The sequence below is a fragment of the Flavobacterium aquiphilum genome (genome assembly GCF_027111335.1).
GTDB classification, from domain to species: domain Bacteria; phylum Bacteroidota; class Bacteroidia; order Flavobacteriales; family Flavobacteriaceae; genus Flavobacterium; species Flavobacterium aquiphilum.
Map to the genome: position 1 here is coordinate 217,644 of NZ_CP114288.1, position 19,422 is coordinate 237,065.

The 19,422-nt window shown below is 37.3% G+C and carries 12 protein-coding genes and 1 tRNA gene; 11 read left to right on the plus strand and 2 right to left on the minus strand.

Going from position 1 to position 19,422, the window contains the following annotated elements; genetic code table 11:
- Positions 1-7: 7 nt before the first annotated feature.
- The 8 genes from OZP12_RS00875 to OZP12_RS00910 all read left to right on the plus strand — a co-directional run bounded on the left by OZP12_RS00875 (position 8) and on the right by OZP12_RS00910 (position 12,858).
- Positions 8-1,951, plus strand: a complete 1,944-nt coding sequence (locus OZP12_RS00875; protein WP_281227159.1) for a glycoside hydrolase family 97 protein — start codon at positions 8-10, stop codon at positions 1,949-1,951.
- Between the two features lie 110 nt (positions 1,952-2,061).
- The gene (locus tag OZP12_RS00880) at positions 2,062-4,047 is read left to right on the plus strand and encodes an alpha-L-arabinofuranosidase C-terminal domain-containing protein (RefSeq protein WP_281227160.1); all 1,986 of its coding nucleotides are present in this window, start codon (positions 2,062-2,064) and stop codon (positions 4,045-4,047) included.
- Positions 4,048-4,235: 188 nt separating this feature from the next.
- Positions 4,236-5,927 (plus strand): ribulokinase, encoded by a 1,692-nt coding sequence (locus OZP12_RS00885; protein ID WP_281227161.1) that lies wholly within the window; start codon positions 4,236-4,238, stop codon positions 5,925-5,927.
- Positions 5,911-6,612 carry an L-ribulose-5-phosphate 4-epimerase gene (locus tag OZP12_RS00890; RefSeq protein WP_281227162.1) on the plus strand — a complete coding sequence of 234 codons (702 nt, stop codon included), beginning with the start codon at positions 5,911-5,913 and terminating at the stop codon, positions 6,610-6,612. The genes OZP12_RS00885 and OZP12_RS00890 overlap by 17 nt, the downstream gene beginning before the upstream one ends.
- Before the next feature lie 128 nt (positions 6,613-6,740).
- Positions 6,741-8,252, plus strand: coding sequence for an L-arabinose isomerase (gene araA / locus OZP12_RS00895; RefSeq protein ID WP_281227163.1), 1,512 nt, complete (start codon positions 6,741-6,743; stop codon positions 8,250-8,252).
- Positions 8,253-8,372: 120 nt separating this feature from the next.
- Positions 8,373-9,560 (plus strand): aldose epimerase family protein, encoded by a 1,188-nt coding sequence (locus tag OZP12_RS00900; protein WP_281227164.1) that lies wholly within the window; start codon positions 8,373-8,375, stop codon positions 9,558-9,560.
- A 273-nt stretch (positions 9,561-9,833) separates the two neighbouring features.
- Complete coding sequence (locus OZP12_RS00905; RefSeq protein WP_281227165.1) at positions 9,834-10,301, plus strand: OsmC family protein; 468 nt, start codon at positions 9,834-9,836, stop codon at positions 10,299-10,301.
- 988 nt (positions 10,302-11,289) lie between these two features.
- Complete coding sequence (locus OZP12_RS00910) at positions 11,290-12,858, plus strand: DUF8693 domain-containing protein (protein WP_281227166.1); 1,569 nt, start codon at positions 11,290-11,292, stop codon at positions 12,856-12,858.
- Positions 12,859-12,951: 93 nt separating this feature from the next.
- Here the strand turns inward: OZP12_RS00910 and OZP12_RS00915 are convergent.
- A tRNA-Leu gene (locus tag OZP12_RS00915) sits at positions 12,952-13,031 on the minus strand.
- A gap of 214 nt (positions 13,032-13,245) precedes the next feature.
- Between OZP12_RS00915 and OZP12_RS00920 the strand changes: the two genes are divergently transcribed.
- The 3 genes from OZP12_RS00920 to pth all read left to right on the plus strand — a co-directional run bounded on the left by OZP12_RS00920 (position 13,246) and on the right by pth (position 16,139).
- Positions 13,246-14,187, plus strand: a complete 942-nt coding sequence (locus OZP12_RS00920) for a ribose-phosphate pyrophosphokinase (RefSeq protein WP_281227167.1) — start codon at positions 13,246-13,248, stop codon at positions 14,185-14,187.
- 184 nt (positions 14,188-14,371) lie between these two features.
- Positions 14,372-14,980 (plus strand): 50S ribosomal protein L25/general stress protein Ctc, encoded by a 609-nt coding sequence (locus OZP12_RS00925; protein ID WP_281227168.1) that lies wholly within the window; start codon positions 14,372-14,374, stop codon positions 14,978-14,980.
- 487 nt (positions 14,981-15,467) lie between these two features.
- The gene (pth, locus tag OZP12_RS00930; protein WP_281227169.1) at positions 15,468-16,139 is read left to right on the plus strand and encodes an aminoacyl-tRNA hydrolase; all 672 of its coding nucleotides are present in this window, start codon (positions 15,468-15,470) and stop codon (positions 16,137-16,139) included.
- A gap of 463 nt (positions 16,140-16,602) precedes the next feature.
- On the opposite strand, the gene OZP12_RS00935 is transcribed toward pth, so the two are convergent.
- Positions 16,603-19,290: a zinc-dependent metalloprotease gene (locus tag OZP12_RS00935; RefSeq protein ID WP_281227170.1), complete on the minus strand. Its 2,688-nt coding sequence runs from the start codon at positions 19,288-19,290 to the stop codon at positions 16,603-16,605.
- Positions 19,291-19,422: the final 132 nt, after the last annotated feature.

Below are 19,422 nucleotides of genomic sequence, written 5' to 3' on the forward strand. Positions count from 1 at the left end.
ATAAAGCATGCGTAAATTAATAACAAACAACTTATTACTTCTTTTACTTCCAATCTTTGCGATTGGGCAAGTAAAAACTGTTACTTCCGAAAATGGTAAATTACTATTGAATTTTTATGTAGACCAAGGAATTCCATCCTATTCCGTTGTCTATAATAACAATTTGTTGGTTGAAAAATCTCCTTTGGGACTTATAACCAATCATGGAGATTTCTCGAAAGGAATGACATTTAATTCGGCTAAGGAAAATAACATTGATGAAAAATATGAACTTGAAAAGATAAAAGTTTCATCAGTTCATTATCAGGCCAAAGAAATTGTTTTGACTCTGACCAATGAGAAAAAACAGAATATCGATTTTATTTTCAGAGTAGGAAATAATGATGTTGCTTTTAAATATTCTCTTCCACAGCAAGGCGAAACTGCTTGTTGTATTGTTGAAAAAGAGATTACAGGATTTAATTTCCCTCAAAATACTACCACTTTTTTAACTTCACAAGCTACCCCAATGATTGGCTGGATGCGAACAAAACCAAGTTATGAGGAAGAATATGTTGCTGATGAGCCAATAGGAACTCCTTCAAAATACGGACAAGGATATACTTTTCCTTCACTTTTTCATGTTGCCAATAATGGTTGGGCTCTAGTTTCAGAAACAGGTGTTAACAGTTCGTATTGTGGATCGCATTTGAGTGATGGAACAAAAGATGGTATCTATACAATAGCTTTTCCAAACGCTCAGGAAAATAATGGCAGCGGTACTCCACAACCCGCAATGAGTCTTCCCGGCGAGACACCTTGGCGTACGATAACAGTTGGAGACAACCTTAAGCCAATTGTAGAAACAACAGTACCTTTTGACGTTGTAAAACCGCTGTACGAACCTTCTCAAAAATATAAGTTTGGCCGAAGCACTTGGAGCTGGATCATGTGGCAGGATCATAGTATCAATTACGAAGACCAAGTTAAATACATCGATTTTGCAGCAACCATGGGCTATGAATATGTTTTGATTGACGGCCTTTGGGATAAGCAAATAGGTCAAGATCGCTTGCCTTCATTATTCAAATATGCCCAATCCAAAGGAGTCGATGTTTTTCTATGGTATAATTCAAATGGGCAATGGAATGATGCACCACAAGGTGCAAAACAGCGCATGAACAATTCGATTGCAAGAAAGAAAGAAATGAAATGGTTAAAAAGCCAAGGAGTTAAAGGCCTAAAAGTTGATTTCTTTGGAGGCGATAAGCAGGAAACAATCAAACTGTATGAAGATATTTTATCTGATGCTAATGAATATGGCCTGATGATAATATTTCATGGTTGTACACTACCGAGAGGTTGGGAAAAAATGTATCCAAACTATGTTAGCAGCGAGGCTGTTTTAGCTTCCGAAAATTTAATTTTCACACAAAGGTCAAACGACCTTGAGGCATTTAGTGCTTCCTTGCATCCTTTCATAAGAAATGCAGTTGGATCTATGGAGTTTGGCCCTGTTTTACTAAATAAAAAACACAATAGAACAAATGACGGCGGCAGAATCCGAATGACAGGCGATGTATTCGAATTATCGACAGCGGTCTTGTTTCAAAGTTCGGTACAAATGTTTGCAATTGCTCCAAATAATTTGACAGATGCACCCGCATTTGCAATTGACTTCATGAAAAAAGTCCCTACAACTTGGGATGAAACACGTTACATCGATGGCTACCCAGGAAAATACTGCATATTGGCGAGACGACATAATGACAAATGGTATGTTGCAGGAATAAATGCCACGAAAGAAATCTTAAAAATAAAGGTAAAACTACCAATGTTTACAGATAAAGAAGTTTCCTATTACTCCGATGAAAAAGGAAATAAACCGGAAATGAAAAATATAAAAATTAGTAAAAATGGAGAAGTGTCTTTGGCAATTCAACCAAATGGAGGTGTGATTTTGACAAATTAATTTAGATTGAAAATGTCAAGATTTTGTTCTTTGATCTAATTCAATTTGCAAATTATTTTAAAAAAGAATCAGACTAAAATTCACTCTCAAAAACTTTAAATAAAAAATAAATGAAACCGAATTTAATAACCAAAATAACACTTTGCGGGCTGTTGCTAAACGGTATTTATGCCAATGCCCAAAAAACGACTCTCGAAGTAAACACCACTAAAACCATAACCAAAATTCAACCTACGATGTATGGGGTGTTTTTTGAAGATATCAATTTTGCTGCCGATGGCGGTCTGTATGCCGAAATGGTAAAAAACCGTTCTTTCGAATTTGAAACGCCACTTATGGGCTGGATACAACCAAAGAGCGACAGACATTCGTACAACAAAGAATCGGGTATTGCTACGACGATCAACGTATTGGAAAACAAGACCAATCCTAATTTTTGCCGAGTTCTTGTAAACGATGACAAAGGTTACGAATTAATCAATGAAGGATTCCGCGGCATGGGAATCAAGAAAGACGCAAAATACAATCTTTCACTAAAAGCGTCGAACCCAAGTGGAAGCATCAAAAAAATCATTATCCAATTTATTGATAAAGACAAAAAAGTATTAGGTGAGACTAGCATTTCCCCATCGGCTTCTGACTGGCAAAACTACACAGCGCAATTAACAGCTACTCAAACCGAAGCTAAAGCTAAATTAAAAATCACTTTTGAAGGAACAGGAACTATCGATTTGGATATGATTTCACTATTCCCGGAAGAAACTTGGAACAACAGAAAAAATGGATTACGTAAAGACATCGTACAATTATTATATGATTTGAAACCGGGATTCCTTAGATTCCCTGGTGGTTGTATTGTTGAAGGAAAAACTTTGGCACAACGCTATCAATGGAAAAAAACAGTTGGCGATGTAGATAAAAGAGAAACGCTAATCAACCGTTGGAATATGGAATTTGCTCATAAACTGGCTCCTGATTATTTTCAAACTTTCGGATTAGGATTCTTTGAATATTTCCAACTTGCCGAAGATATTGGAGCAGCACCTCTACCTATCTTGAGTTGCGGAATGGCTTGTCAGTTCAACACAGGTGAATTGGTTCCTTTAGCCGAATTGGATCCTTATGTTCAAGACGCCTTAGACTTAATTGAATTTGCAAACGGAGGTGTTGATACGCCTTGGGGTAAAGTTCGTGCCGATATGGGACACCCAAAACCATTCAACTTAAAACACATCGGAGTTGGAAACGAACAATGGGGACCACAATACATCGAAAGATATAAAGTTTTTGAAAAAGCCATCAAAGCCAAATACCCAACAATTACGATTGTTTCGGGAGCAGGACCGTTTCCTGAAGGAGATTATTTTGAGTATGGCATGCAGGAACTTAAGAAATTGAATGCCCAAATTGTAGACGAGCATTACTATAAAAATCCAAAATGGTTTAGAGAAAATGCTACTCGTTATGACAATTACGACCGCAAAGGACCAAAAGTATTTGCCGGTGAATATGCTGCTCAAAGTGTCGCGATTGCAAGTCCTGATAATAAAAACAACTGGGAATGTGCTTTCTCTGAAGCGGCTTTCATGACTGGTTTGGAACGTAACGCCGAAGTAGTTTATCTAACTTCTTATGCTCCACTGATGGCTCACGCCGAAGCTTGGCAATGGACACCGGACATGATTTGGTTCAATAACTTGGAATCTTATGGTTCGGCTAATTATTATGTCCAAAAGTTATTCTCAAACAATAAAGGAACCGATTTATTATCTATAACCAAAGATGGTAAAGCACTTATTGGACAAAACGATTTGTTTGCATCAGCGGTGAAAGATGAAAACACCAAAGAGATAATCGTAAAATTAGTAAATACGTCGGCAAAAGCACAAGACGTAACCGTTGACTTAAAAGGTAGTAAACTGCAATCAAATGGAAAGTTAATCACATTGACAAGTGCAAACCTGCAAGACGAAAATTCATTTGCAGAACCTAAAAAAATAAGCCCAAAAGAAAGCGAATATGCCTTGAAAGGAGAGAAAGCACAATTGAACCTTCCAGCCTACTCGGTGTCTGTTTTAAAGTTGAAAATGAAATAAATGAAATACAAAAACACATATTATACCATTTATGCATTTACTGTTTTAATATGTGTTTTTAGTTTTCTCCATAAACCCTTTTGGAATATGGAGTTTTAATTGAAGTTGCAACAAAAAATAAATTAAGTGTTTTTTATACACTTATTAAATATTTATATTATATTTGTCGATAATTTAAAAGATTTGTGATGAAAAATTATGTAATAGGATTAGATTACGGCTCAGATTCTGTTCGTGCGGTATTGATAGATACTGAAAATGGACAGGAATTGGCATCAAACGTTTGCGATTACAAGCGATGGAAAAACAAAGAATATTGTAACGCCTCAATAAACCAGTTTCGCCAACATCCTTTGGATCATATCGAAGGATTAGAAACTACAATAAAATATGTGGTAGAAAACAGCAAAGTGGATCCGTCCTTGATACGAAGCATTTGTATTGACACAACCGGATCTTCTCCTGTGCCAGTTGCCGAAGATGGAACTCCATTGGCACTGACTAAAGGTTTTGAACATAATCCAAATGCCATGATGGTGTTATGGAAAGATCACACAGCTATAAACGAAGCTAACGAAATCAATGAATTGGCTGCCAATTGGGGTGGCGAAGATTTTACCAAATACGAAGGAGGAATCTATTCTTCTGAATGGTTTTGGGCTAAAATCCTTCATGTTGCCAGAGAAGACGAAGCAGTTAAAAAAGCGGCTTATACTTGGATGGAACATTGCGACTTGATGACGTATTTGTTAATCGACAATAAAGATTTGAAATCGTTCAAAAGAAGCCGTTGCGCAGCAGGTCACAAAGCAATGTGGCACGAAGACTGGAATGGTTTGCCTCCTGTTGAATTTTTAGAAAAATTAGATCCTTATTTGGCTTCTCTTCGTGGAAAATTATACGATGAAACTTATACTTCCGATTTAGTTGCAGGTAACTTAAACCAAGAATGGGCAACTCGTTTGGGACTTTCAACTGATACTGTTATCGCAGTGGGAACATTCGATGCTCACTCTGGAGCAGTAGGTGCAAAAATCGAAGAACACACTTTGGTTCGCGTTATGGGAACCTCAACCTGTGATATTATTGTTGACACCAAAGAATCTATCGGATCAAAAACTGTTCGTGGAATCTGCGGACAAGTTGACGGATCGGTAATTCCCGGATACATCGGACTTGAAGCCGGACAATCTGCTTTTGGAGATGTATTGGCTTGGTACAAAGAATTATTAATGTGGCCAACCGAAAATTTATTGACTTCTTCTACTCTTTTGACAGCAGAACAAAAAGAACAATTGAAAGCGGAAATCGGTGATAACCTTATCAAAGAACTAACTATTGAAGCTGAAAAAATTCCTTTGTCTGAAAGTGTGCCAATCGCACTGGATTGGATCAACGGGCGACGAACTCCAGATGCTAATCAGGAACTTAAAAGCGCCATTTCTAACTTATCATTAGGAACCAAAGCGCCTCATGTATTCAAATCTTTAGTAAATGCTATTTGTTTTGGATCTAAAAAAATCGTAGATCGTTTTGAAGAAGAAGGTGTTCGAATTGACACTGTAATCGGAATTGGTGGTGTGGCTCGTAAATCTCCATTCATCATGCAAACTTTGGCCAATGTGCTAAACAAACCAATCAAAGTAGCGATTTCTGACCAGGCACCAGCATTGGGAGCTGCCATTTATGCTGCTGTTGCTGCCGGAATTTATCCAAATGTAATTGAGGCTAGCCAAAAAATGGGAAGCCCTTTTGAAAGTGAATATACTCCACAACTAGACAAAGTAGCCGCTTACAATAAATTGCTTTTGGCTTACGAACAATTAAGTGCATTTGCAGATCCATCTATTAAAAAACAACATAATGAGCTCTATATATAAAGATTTAAAACAAGAATGCTACGAAGCGAATATGCAGTTGAACGCATTGAATTTGGTAGTTTATACTTTTGGAAACGTTAGCGCAGTCGACAGAAAAAATGGTGTTTTCGCCATTAAACCAAGCGGTGTTCCTTACGAAGACCTAAAACCGGAAGATATTGTCATTGTCGATTTTGACAACAACATTATCGAAGGAACCATGCGTCCATCTTCGGACACAAAAACACATGCGTATTTATACAAAAACTGGCCAAACATTGGTGGAGTAGCGCATACTCACGCGACTTATTCGGTAGCTTGGGCACAATCACAACGTGACATTCCGATTTTCGGAACTACACATGCCGATCACTTGACTGCAGACATCCCGTGTGCGCCCCCAATGGCCGATTCACTTATCGAAGGGAATTATGAGCACAATACCGGAATCCAGATTTTGGATTGTTTCAAAGAAAAAAATCTTTCTTATGAAGAAGTAGAAATGATTCTGATAGGAAATCACGGGCCTTTTGCTTGGGGAAAAAATGCAGCTAAAGCTGTTTACAACAGTAAAGTCCTTGAAGTTGTAGCTGAAATGGCTTACCTGACTTTGCAAATAAACCCAACTGCCCCAAGATTGAAAGATTCTTTGATCAAAAAACATTACGAACGTAAACACGGAAAAGATTCGTATTACGGACAGTAAAAAGATTGCAGATTTTAGATTTCAACATGCAGGTTTATGAAAATAATATAAGCTCTACAAAACGATTGAAATCTTAAAATCAGAAATAGTAAACAAATAAAAACATATAAACGAATAAATACTAAACAATGAAAATTGATATATCCCAAAAAGAAATTTGGTTTGTAGTAGGAAGCCAAGAGTTATACGGCGAAGAAACGCTAAAAAAAGTGGCTGAGCATTCACAAATCATCGCAAAAGGATTGGACGCCTCTTCTAAAATACCGGTAAAATTGGTATATAAAGATGTAGTAAAATCGCCTGCGCAAATCACAAATGTATGTTTGGAAGCTAATTCAAACAAAAACTGTATTGGTATCGTGGCTTGGATGCATACTTTCTCTCCAGCTAAAATGTGGATTGGTGGTTTAAGCATTTTAAACAAACCATTATGCCACTTGCATACACAATTTAATGCTGAAATTCCATGGAGTTCTATCGATATGGATTTTATGAACCTGAACCAATCGGCTCACGGAGACAGAGAATTTGGTTTCATCATGTCAAGATTGCGTAAAAAACGTAAAGTGGTTGTTGGACATTGGGAAGACGAGCGCGTTCAAACTAAAATTGGAAACTGGACAAGAGTTGCTCTAGGTTGGAATGAATTGCAAAACCTAAAAGTGGCACGTATCGGAGACAACATGCGTGAAGTTGCCGTTACTGAAGGTGATAAAGTAGAAGCTCAAATTCGTTTTGGAGTTTCTGTTAACGGATACGATTCTTCGGATGTGACTAAACACATAGAAAAAGTAACCGACAAACAATTGAACGATTTATTAGCCGTTTACGAAGCTTCTTATAATTTAACAGATGATTTAAAAGCAGGCGGAGCCAAAAGACAATCATTGGCGGATGCTGCAAAAATCGAATTAGGATTAAGAGCGTTCCTTGAAGAAGGAGGATTTGGAGCATTTACCGATACTTTCGAAAACTTAGGAGCCTGGAAACAATTACCAGGTATTGCTACACAACGTTTAATGGCTGATGGTTACGGTTTTGGTGGTGAAGGAGATTGGAAAACAGCTGCTATGGTTAGAGCGTTAAAAGTAATGAACATTGGACTTGAAGGAGGAACTTCTTTCATGGAAGATTATACTTATCACTTTACTCCTCAAAAATCATACGTTTTAGGATCGCACATGTTGGAAATCTGTCCTTCTATTGCAGACGGAAAACCAAATTGCGAAGTACATCCGTTAGGAATTGGTGGTAAAGAAGATCCGGCTCGTTTGGTATTCAATTCTCCTGCAGGAGATGCTATCAACGTGTCTTTGGTAGATATGGGAACTCGTTTCAGATTAATCGTAAACGAAGTAACAGCAGTAAAACCAATGGCTGATTTACCAAAACTTCCTGTAGCTCGCGTATTGTGGGATTGCAAACCAAACCTTGACGTAGCTGCTACAGCTTGGATTCTTGCAGGTGGTGCACACCATACTGTTTACAGCCAAGCGGTAACTACTGAATTCATGGAAGATTTTGCCGATATTGCCGGTATCGAATTGGTTGTAATTGACAACAATACAACTATCCGTAACTTTAAAGATACATTGAACGCTAATGAAGCGTACTTTCATATCTTTCAAACAAGATTGTAATCTGTTTTAAACAGAAACAACAAAGCCTTGAAGTCCAAAAAGTAAAATTTAATTTTAATACATTTGGTTTCAAGGCTTTTGCCTTTATGTTTTTAATTAACTAAAAAACCAATAATATTTATGAATCTAGTAAAACGTTGTATCTATGGAATTTCCATTTTAAGTTTAGCAAGTATGAATGTACAGTGTAAAGGAGAAAAAAAAGCAGACGGAGCAGAAACCACTCTGGAAGCTAACGCTACAGACTCAGTATCTATAGCAAAATCGGTATATGGTAAAACCGATAAAGGAGTACAAATAGACCAATACACCCTGAAAAACCACAAAGGTATGGAAGTAAATATCATCACTTACGGTGGTATTATCACTTCGCTAAAAGTACCAAACAAAGCGGGTAAATCAGAAGAAGTTGTAATTGGTTTTAATTCATTGGAACAATACCAAAAAGCAAATCCTTATTTCGGAGCCCTTATCGGAAGATTCGGAAACCGTATTGCCAAAGGTAAATTCACTTTGGACGGAAAGCAATATTCTTTGGCCATTAACAACGAGCCAAATGCTTTGCACGGAGGCCCTGAAGGTTTCCACAGAGTGGTTTGGACTGCTGAAGAAGCCAAAGGTGGCGATGTTGCTACCCTAAAACTAAAATATGTAGCCAAAGACATGGAAGAAGGTTATCCTGGAAACCTGACTGTTTTTGTTACTTACACGTTGAACAAAGACAATGCTTTGGACGTACAGTATGAAGCTACTACCGACAAGAAAACGGTGGTTAACTTGACTCAACATTCGTATTTCAACTTGTCATCTGATTTCACTAAACCAATCTTAGACCACGAAATCATGATTGATGCCGACAAATTGGTTCCTGTGGACGCTACGCTTATTCCAACAGGTCAATTGACGGATGTAACCAATACCCCATTTGATTTCAGAAAACCAAAATTGGTTGGAAAGGAAATCAATGCTAATGACGAGCAAATAAAAAGAGGATTGGGTTATGACCACTGCTGGGTCTTGAACAACCAAGGTAAAGGAGATCGTTTAGTTGCCTCTGCTTACTACCCTGCAAACGGTAGATTATTGGAAGTTTACACGGACCAACCTGGAATCCAATTCTACTCCGGTAACTTCCTTGATGGAACTTTGCCTATGAGAAACGGAGGAACTTATGCTCACAGAACCGGATTTTGCCTGGAAACACAACATTATCCAGATTCACCAAATCAAAAAGATTTCCCAACGACTGTCTTGAGTCCGGGAGAAAACTATAAAACAAAAACAACTTTCAAATTTTCGGTTAAATAATGTAAAAAACATTCCCGAACAATTGTTCCTTGTTGAACCTCTTTCTCAAAAATAAACGTTTTGTTGGTTTTTACCCCGGATGGCCTCATACATTCGGGGTTTTTTATTGGGGATAATTTAATTGCACTGAACGCAAAGTTATAATTTGCTTTTTGCCACGGATTACACGGATTTAACAGATTAATCTTTTAAATCCGTGTAATCTATGGCTTAAAAAAACACTAATCTAGGTCAGATTAAAAACATTATTTTAGCAATAGCAAAAGACATCAAATGAAACATCTATTCAAAGCGCAGCTAAATTGGACTTCAAAGAATAAACAAGAAGGAACTACAAAATTTTATAGCAAAAGCCATCAAATTCAGATTGAAGGCAAACCAGTTTTAGATGTTTCTGCAGCAAAAGCTTTCAAAGGCGATCCCTCTTTATACAATCCCGAAGATTTGCTTTTAAGTAGTTTGGTTTCCTGTCACATGATGTCGTATTTATACGTCTGTTCCCAAAACGGAATAGAAGTCCTGAATTATTCCGACAATGCCGAAGCTACACTTGAAGTAAATCCTGATGGAAGCGGCCGTTTTACAGAAGTTACATTAAACCCGAAAGTAACAATTACCGATTCAGATAAAATCCAATTGGCCTTAGAACTGCATCAAAAAGCAAATCAATTGTGCTTTATTGCCAATTCCTGCAATTTTCCGGTTTTTCATAATGCGAGTTGTGAGGTTTCAAACATATAATACCGATTGTATATTCAATATAGTCCAATTGCATTGTACTATTTTCATATTACATCGGCATAATACCAGAAGTATTAGGGTTTAGATATAATTTCGTTTGGTATAACCTGACAGGCAGATTTTGTTTGTGTTAACGAGAGCCCAATGTCATTAAGTTAAGGATATAAAGCCATCGTTTTGTCATTCCGAAGAATGAGGACACGAGCGAAAGCGAATTGGCGAAGCAATCTCACTAATGACTCACGTTATGTAATTTAGCTTCGCTGAACTTCGTTTCTTCTTTGTCGAAATGACACAGTAACGGCCAAATCATTCTTAACTTAATGACATTGCACGAGAGCCTGAGGGGGTAATAATTTCCGAAAAGTCATTATTCTGAAACCGTCCGAACACAATTTTACCTCATCTTCTTCTACTCCTCAGGCATAAAATATCCTTTCGATTTATACTCCCTTTTTACTCTATCGTTTTCATACTCTTGAATTGTGCATCGCTATTTTGTGATAAGACAATTAATAATTTTTATGATATTACAAGCTTTTTTGTTATTTATTATAAGGCAGATGTTTCAATTGAAAAATAATTCATTTATTGTAGTAAAAATACTCTACTAAAAAAATAAACATGTATTTCATCGATAAAATATGCATTTTTTCGATTTATTAAATACAATTCATTAACTTTAATACTGTTCATAATACATTTTCATACACTACTAATCAGCCACTTATATCTTTGGTTATTTGGACAGATTTTTAAAAGATTTAGATGTACGCAAACCGCTAATTTTTTAAACAACTAACAAATGGGAGCTTTCTAAAGAAAGCATAAAGCATAGAATATGATAATGAGAATAGTTATTTATTGTACAGGATTGATAAATAATACTATTTGATTAGAGTTTGTTTGTTAGTTGCTTTTGTGAATATAGATAGATCTATAGAAAAGGTCGTTCAATAGTCAATATAATATCTAATACCTTACTACAATGAAAAAAATTCTACTTTTAATTAATGTTCTCTTTTTTGTTTCGCAAATGACATTTGGAAAAGAGGTTGGTAGTGATTCTTTTGCTATTACAAAAGGCAATGAAGTTTCATTTAAAGATGTATCAGTTGTTAGGAATACTTTTTCCAACAAAATTGCAAAGAACAAAATAAATGCGGTAACAGAAAGAAATCGTGTTTGGTTGAATTTTACAAATACAGGAGGTGCTTTTAAACAAATATTAGTTGGCTATGTTACTGGCGCTACCAATGGATGGGATAATTTATATGATGGAGTGAGTATGGATTCTAATCCTTATGTTGATTTTTATAGTATTAATAGCGATAAATATTTGACAATTCAAGGGCGTGCTCTTCCGTTTGTAAATACTGATGTAGTGCCGTTGGGCTATAAAACGGTGATAGCGGGTACTTTTGAGATAAGTATTGATCATGTAGATGGTGTTTTAGTTAATCAGGATATATTCCTTGAAGATAAAACTACAGGAGTATTTCATAATTTAAAAAAGGGTTCATATAGTTTTTCAACTTCTACGGGAAGGTTTAATGATCGTTTTGTATTGGTTTATATTGACAATACAGTTGTTGCTACGCCTCCTGCAAATGTAGATCCAGTTGTGACTGATCCAGTTGTGATTGTTCCTCCAGTAACCCAAACTCCAGTTGCAAGCGATCCAGTTGTGACAGCGCCGACTCCTATAGTGTCTCCGCCAGTAGTAACTGATCCAGTTGTGACTGCACCAACTCCGGTTGTAACAGAACCTGTTGTAGTTGTAGTTGACCCAGTTGTCACTCCCCCAGCAGTAACTGATCCAGTTGTGACTGCACCAACTCCAGTTGTTTCAGATCCAGTTGTAGTTGTAGCTGACCCAGTTGTGTCTCCGCCAGCAGTAACTGATCCAGTTGTGACTGCACCAACTCCGGTTGTAACAGAACCAGTTGTAGTTGTAGTTGACCCAGTTGTCACTCCACCAGCTGTAACTGATCCAGTTGTGCCAGCACCGACTCCAGTTGTTTCAGATCCGGTTGTAGTTGTAGTTGACCCAGTTGTCACTCCACCAGCTGTAACTGATCCAGTTGTGCCAGCACCGACTCCAGTTGTTTCAGATCCGGTTGTAGTTGTAGTTGACCCAGTTGTCACTCCACCAGCTGTAACTGATCCAGTTGTGCCAGCACCGACTCCAGTTGTTTCAGATCCGGTTGTAGTTGTAACAACTCCAATCGTTTCTCCACCTGCGGTAACTAATCCAAACGGATCCAATTCTGTTGTCACTGATCCAAATAACAATTCTAACGGTCTTGTTACTACTAATAAAAACAGAAATAAGGCAATCATATCCATTAATAATGATCAAATAAAAGTGAATACTATTGAGCAAACAATTGATATGGTATCGGTTTATGATTTAAAAGGAAAACTTCTTTATGAAATGCCAAATGTAAATAGTTCTGAACTGATTATTCAAAACCTGAATTCAACGAACCAAGTTTTATTAATCAAAACTCAATTAAAAAGCGGAAAATTATTAGTCAGTAAAACAATATTTTAATGATTATAAAAAAGAATTAGGGAGGAATAGTAAGATTTAAGAAGGGAGTTAAAAAACGAAAAGCTGTCAAAAATGACAGCTTTTCCGTTAATGTACCCGGAGCCGGAGTCGAACCGGCACGGTTTCCCACAGGTGTTTGAGACCAGCGCGTCTACCAATTCCGCCATCCGGGCTTAGCAGACAGAAATAACAACAGTTATTTCACGCAATAAAGAGACAAAGTGTTGAACAATTATCTTTTCCTTTAACACGGTGCAAATGTAGAAAAAATATTTAAACATTCTAATAAATTTACTTAATTTTTTCCTTTCAGAGTTAATTTTATTTTCTAAATTTGCACCTCCAAAACAAAAGGAAATCACAACTAACTACAAAAGAACAAATTAAATGTCACACCTAGAACCGGAAGCTAAAATTTTTGCTTGTTCAAAAAGTGAATATCTTGCAGAGAAAATTGCAAAAGAGTACGGAATCCCTTTGGGAAAAATGACAATGTCAACTTATAGTGATGGAGAATTCCAACCATCATTTGAAGAATCCATCAGAGGATTGCGTGTATTTATAGTTTGCTCCACTTTTCCATCTGCCGACAATTTAATGGAATTATTATTGATGATTGACGCTGCAAAACGCGCATCAGCAAGACATATTACAGCTGTTATCCCATACTTCGGTTGGGCAAGACAAGACAGAAAAGACAAACCAAGAGTACCGATTGGAGCCAAATTGGTAGCCAATTTACTTGACGCAGCCGGGGCAACCCGAATCATGACTATGGATTTGCATGCCGATCAAATACAAGGGTTCTTTGAAAAACCGGTAGATCACCTTTTTGCTTCCACTATCTTTTTACCGTACGTGGAAAGTTTAGGCCTTAGCGATTTAACAATTGCTTCGCCAGACATGGGAGGTTCAAAAAGAGCTTACGCCTATTCTAAATTCTTGGATTCGGAAGTGGTTATCTGCTACAAACAAAGAAAAGCGGCCAACATTATCGAAACTATGGAGCTTATCGGAGAAGTAAAAGGAAGAAACGTAATCCTTGTGGACGATATGATCGATACAGGAGGAACCTTGGCGAAAGCCGCCGATTTAATGATCGAAAAAGGAGCTTTGAGTGTAAGAGCTATTTGTACTCACGCTATTTTATCAGGCTCAGCTTACGAGAAAATAGAAGATTCAAAATTATCAGAATTAATCGTAACCGATTCTATTCCGTTAAAGAAACAATCAAACAAAATAAAAGTAGTGAGTTGTGCACCACTTTTTGCAGAAGTAATGTACATGGTACACCACAACAATTCCATTAGCGGAAAGTTTTTAATGTAAAAAGCAGGTGATTAGCTCTTAGTAATTAGTGAATAGCCAAAAGCAGACACTTACTAATCGCTAAAAACCAATGATTAAAGACAAAAAACAGGATTAGCCCCAAGTAAATAAATAGCCAAAAACTAATTACTCATCACTAATCACTAAAAAAAGAGTTTAATTAATAACTATATAAATATTCAAAATGAAATCGATTACAATTAAAGGATCAGAAAGAGAAAGCGTGGGCAAAGTAGCTACTAAAGCCTTACGTAATGCTGGAGCGGTTCCTTGCGTGTTATACGGAGGAAATCAAGCAGTACACTTCTCAGCAGACGCTGCAGCGTTCAAAAACTTGGTTTACACTCCAAACGCACACACAGTTGTGATTGAGCTTGGAAACGGTAAATCATTCAATGCCGTTTTACAAGATATCCAAGTTCACCCGGTATCTGACAAAATTTTACACATTGACTTCTTCCAAATCCATGATGACAAAGAAATCACTATTGAAGTTCCTGTGAAAATCATTGGTAACTCAAAAGGAGTTATGGCTGGAGGGGATTTACGTATGAACAACCGTAAATTGAAAGTTAAAGCTTTACCAGCAAATCTTCCGGATTACGTTGAGGCTGACATCACTCCTCTTGACATGGGTAACAAATTATATGTTACTAAAGTGCCAACTCCAAACTTCAAAATCATGCACCCAGACAACACTGTGATTTGTCAAGTGAAGATTTCTCGTGCGGCGATGAAAGCAGCTCAAGAAGCAGCAAAAGCAGCAAAAGCTCCTGCAAAAAAGAAAAAATAATCTTTTTTCAATCTATACCAAAAAGCATCAGTTTCACGACTGGTGCTTTTTTTTGCTTCAATCTTTTATACCACGAATTACACAAATTTTCACAAATTTCATCAAAATAATTTGTGTTAATCAGTGTAATTTGTGGCTAATGTTTTTAGAAGCGAAAGATTGGGCTTTCCGGGAAACATGGATTCCCGCTATCCGTTACAATTCCCGATAAAGAAAAAACTACGGCAAAAAAAGCCTTGTTTTTCTAAATCGGAAGATTTTCACTGCTATCGGGGCTAGTTAGGTTTTATGGTTTTGTTTTTGTGATGATTTACAATATTGAGAAAATCCACCCCGCCTTTCAGGCACCCCTCCAGAGGAGGGGAAGTCGTTCGTATTCCCCTCCTCTGGAGGGGTGCCCAACGGGCGGGGTGGTCTCATTTTACTCACAAAATATTTTCCAACATACAAGTTTCCTCAATTAACAGATTAAAGTTACTTTTGCAGCATGATAAAGTGGATACAAAAACTGTTTTCATCACCAAAAAAAGAAGAGAACATAGATAAGATGAAACCGGAGGTTCACGAAACCCAAAAAAACAATACAAAAGTGAGTAAGAAATTTTTAATCGTAGGCCTCGGAAACATTGGCTCCGAATATGTAAATACCAGACACAATATTGGTTTTAAAGTATTGGATTTCCTAGCCAAAAAAGAAGGAATCCCATTCGAAACCGTGAAACTGGGCGCACTCGCCGAATACAAATTCAAAGGAAGAACCTTCTTTCTTTTAAAACCCAATACCTATATGAATTTAAGCGGTAAAGCCGTAAAATTCTGGATGGAGAAAGAGAATATTCCGCTGGAAAACCTATTTGTAATCACCGACGATTTGAATCTTCCTTTCGGAACTATCCGCATCCGCAAAAAAGGAAGCGACGGCGGCCACAACGGACTCAAAAACATCAACCAAATCCTAAACACACAGGAATACACCCGTTTTCGCTTCGGAATCAGCGATGAATTCAAAAAAGGACAACAAGTAGATTACGTACTGGGAGATTGGGACGATGCTGAAACAGCCAAACTTCCGGAAAGATTAGAACTCGCATCCGAAATCATAAAATCATTCGGAACAGCAGGAATAGAAAATACCATGTCTGCTTATAATGGAAAATAAAAATTACTAATTTTCTTTTTTGCTTGATCAAAAAAGAAACAAAAAAATATTCATGCATTCTTATTGTTTTTGGTATTCATGAATCTTCGATTTCAAGTCTTACGCTTCCTCGTCGGTCAAATTAGTTTTCGAATACTAAAAGAAAAGAACTGTTCATGTCTAAATATTTTCTTTTTGGCATTCACGAATCTTCGATTTCGCTACGCTCAAACAGCTTTTCTTTTTACGTATTCTTCAAACATTTGACTCTCGACTGCGAAAGCTAAGGACAATTGAAAGCTGGACATAACAGCAATTATTTTCAGTTAAAAACAAAGTAATTTTATATGGTCTTTTTTTAGAATAAAGATGATTTCTAACAATGACGTTTTTGTTTGAGTAGGGCTTCGACTGCGCTCAGCCTGACAAAACAAACCTCATTTATATTACTTTTTTTAGTATAAAAAGATGCCTCGAACTGGCTTTACTTCACCACAATTTTAGAAACTCCTTTTCGGTCGCCATCTATAACTGAAACAATATAAGCTCCCGCAGCTGCATTCTTTAACTGGATATTCTGATTGAAATCACCACCGTTTGCAAACTTTTTATCGTATATCTTTCGCCCTGTCATATCGGTCACTAAAACCTGAATATCGGTTGTATTCGAACTTGAAAAATGAATATTGAAATTTCCTTTATTCGGATTCGGATACAATACAAAATCATCGATTTCAAAACTTTTCGTTGCCAAAGTACCGTAAGAACTCGAACATATCTCAATTGATGCAGCGGTAATTGTTCCGGTATCTCCCACTCCGGTATCTCTAAATCTCAATATCCAGGTTCCACTAGGATTTTCGCCATTAAAAGTTGACAAAACTCCTGCAGGAGCGATTCTTTGATTTGCTGTCATACCACAAGTTAATGCCACACCGGCATCATCATAAGTTAAATCCATGCTACCGCTTCCCGAACCACAAGACTTATCAAACAATTTTACAATAGTTCCTTTCGGACTGATCACATCGATTTGAACATCCGAAATATAAGTATGGGTAAATTTGACATTAAAATTAACATCGGCAATCTCAGCAGTAGTTACGGGTACATCTATAGTCCTCTGTGCATAAGTTACCGATTCCGGTATTGCGGTCGGTATCCCTGTCGTATAAGTATAAGTATTGCAAGAAGTTGAAACACTATAGCCAATTGCAAAAGGTTTGGCATTTACAGCATAAAAAACATTGCCGGTAGGCTCAATCAAAATTCTGCAATTTTTAGCAGGGGTTGTTGGTGCCGTAATTACTTCAGAACCATCGTTTGGTGTATTACTCGCCAAAACCGTCGGAAAAGTCAAACCACCATCTGTGGACAGCTTTATATTTACATTGGTTGCACCAACTAATGAATTAGCGCCGTTCACATCCCATGTAATAGTTTGTGGATAACCTAAAAACCAACTGGAATCAGCAACATTTTGTGATGTTACTGCAAATGGACCTTTGGTAGCATCAACGGTAAGCACCATAGCATCCGAATTAGTTTGCGCCAATCCCGATGCAGCATTATCCCTTACGGTAAACACAAAACTCAAATTTCTCGCAATAGACGGAACTGCCTCCCAGGTAGAAACCAATTGACCAGCCAATACTTTAGTTCTAGCCGGAAAATAGCGACTAGTAACACTAACAGGTAAAAATGAACGAAAATTCGGGCCATTGGGTTTTGTCGCATAAGCAATACTGTTAGCACCACTCGCTTGGGTTCCGGAAGCCGAATCATTTTGTTCCCAGCAATAGGTCATAGTATCCCCGTTTGGATCTGAGACCGTTCCATTCAACACAAAAGCAGTACTTATTGGAATAGTATAATCTGCTCCGGCATTTGCAGTAGGTGTCTGATTAGTCAGTGTTGTTTGAACACCACATTTATTTCTCAAATTACTCTGAATTTGAGAAATGCTCGCATAAGCAAAATAATCGTCTGACTGATTTTGAACATCATAACTTGTAATTCCAGCATACCCCATAATCGTTGAACCGCTTCCGGGTTCTACACTAAATCCAGTTCCTTCAATATCATAAGAAAACGTATGGACAGCACCCAATTGATGCCCCATTTCGTGGGTTACAAAATCAATGTCAAAAGCATCCCCCCGCGGCACACTATTGGAAGGCGAAGTAAAAGCACTTCCTTTACCTTTTGGCACTGCTGTAGTCGGATCGACACAAACACATCCTATACAACCTGCATCGCCGCCACCGCCACTAGCACCAAACAAATGACCAATATCATAATTCGCATTACCTATTACCGTAGTCAAAGTATTCTGCAATTCTGTGTTCCAAGCCCCATCAACTCCCGCTTTTGCATCAGAATATGGGTCGGTCGCTCCATCAGTGTAAATCACATCGGTATCATTGGCTATTATTATTAATTTCACAGCCAAGTCTTTGTTAAAAACGCCATTTACACGTGTCATTGTAGTATTCATCGCTGCCAAAGCAGCATTTTTAGTCCCACCAAAAAATTGGGCATATTCACCTGTACAAGACAAAGCCAGCCTGAAAGTCATAAAAACACTATTACTAGCCTTGACTTCGGCTGTTTTCTTTACCAAATCTTTATTCAAAACAACATCTGTTGTTTTACAGGTTAAAGGCAGAGTTCCCTTATCTCTTCTCTTAGAACTGGAAACGACATATATTGATTTATCACTATCCGACTGTTCGATAAATTCCGATCCACTATCCCCTCTCAAAACCATTGTTGAAACACCATCTGGAGAAACACTAAAACTAATTGATGCTTTGGGATCAGTAATTCCTGTTCCGGAATAAGCTCGAATTTCAGGATATTTTGCTTGTAATTCGGGTGCAAAATTAGACGACTCTGCAACATTGAACTGCTCTATTTTACCTTCACTATTTGGAACAGCAACAGTTATACTAGTACCCGCTGAAACATTAGAATGAAGTACTGCCAGCGATTGCTTAAATTCAGCTTCGTTTAATGTGAACAAAAGTTGTCCTTCCGATCCTAAATCATTGTCTGCTTTTTGAGAAAGAATCTTTTGAGAAACGCCGACAACTCTCCAAGACGATTTGACTTGAGAAAACCCTAAGAAACTTATTGAAAATAACACGAGACAAAATAATGATCTCCTCATAAGCCGACAATTTTTTAAAATAAATGTAAACTAACACTAAAACAATCTGCTGTTTTTTATATATAACAAACTTAACGGGTTTTACCCCCCGGCGTGTCATACACAAAATTAATTGATTTTATAATGGAATCA

What these genes read in the sequence shown, in the direction of transcription:
- OZP12_RS00910 (WP_281227166.1), top strand. Translation starts at nt 11,290, where the DNA reads ATGAAAAAAATTCTACTTTTAATTAATGTTCTCTTTTTTGTTTCGCAA.
- OZP12_RS00905 (WP_281227165.1), top strand. Translation starts at nt 9,834, where the DNA reads ATGAAACATCTATTCAAAGCGCAGCTAAATTGGACTTCAAAGAATAAA.
- OZP12_RS00935 (WP_281227170.1), bottom strand. Translation starts at nt 19,290, where the DNA reads ATGAGGAGATCATTATTTTGTCTCGTGTTATTTTCAATAAGTTTCTTA.
- araA (WP_281227163.1), top strand. Translation starts at nt 6,741, where the DNA reads ATGAAAATTGATATATCCCAAAAAGAAATTTGGTTTGTAGTAGGAAGC.
- OZP12_RS00880 (WP_281227160.1), top strand. Translation starts at nt 2,062, where the DNA reads ATGAAACCGAATTTAATAACCAAAATAACACTTTGCGGGCTGTTGCTA.
- OZP12_RS00920 (WP_281227167.1), top strand. Translation starts at nt 13,246, where the DNA reads ATGTCACACCTAGAACCGGAAGCTAAAATTTTTGCTTGTTCAAAAAGT.
- OZP12_RS00900 (WP_281227164.1), top strand. Translation starts at nt 8,373, where the DNA reads ATGAATCTAGTAAAACGTTGTATCTATGGAATTTCCATTTTAAGTTTA.
- OZP12_RS00875 (WP_281227159.1), top strand. Translation starts at nt 8, where the DNA reads ATGCGTAAATTAATAACAAACAACTTATTACTTCTTTTACTTCCAATC.
- pth (WP_281227169.1), top strand. Translation starts at nt 15,468, where the DNA reads ATGATAAAGTGGATACAAAAACTGTTTTCATCACCAAAAAAAGAAGAG.
- OZP12_RS00890 (WP_281227162.1), top strand. Translation starts at nt 5,911, where the DNA reads ATGAGCTCTATATATAAAGATTTAAAACAAGAATGCTACGAAGCGAAT.
- OZP12_RS00925 (WP_281227168.1), top strand. Translation starts at nt 14,372, where the DNA reads ATGAAATCGATTACAATTAAAGGATCAGAAAGAGAAAGCGTGGGCAAA.
- OZP12_RS00885 (WP_281227161.1), top strand. Translation starts at nt 4,236, where the DNA reads ATGAAAAATTATGTAATAGGATTAGATTACGGCTCAGATTCTGTTCGT.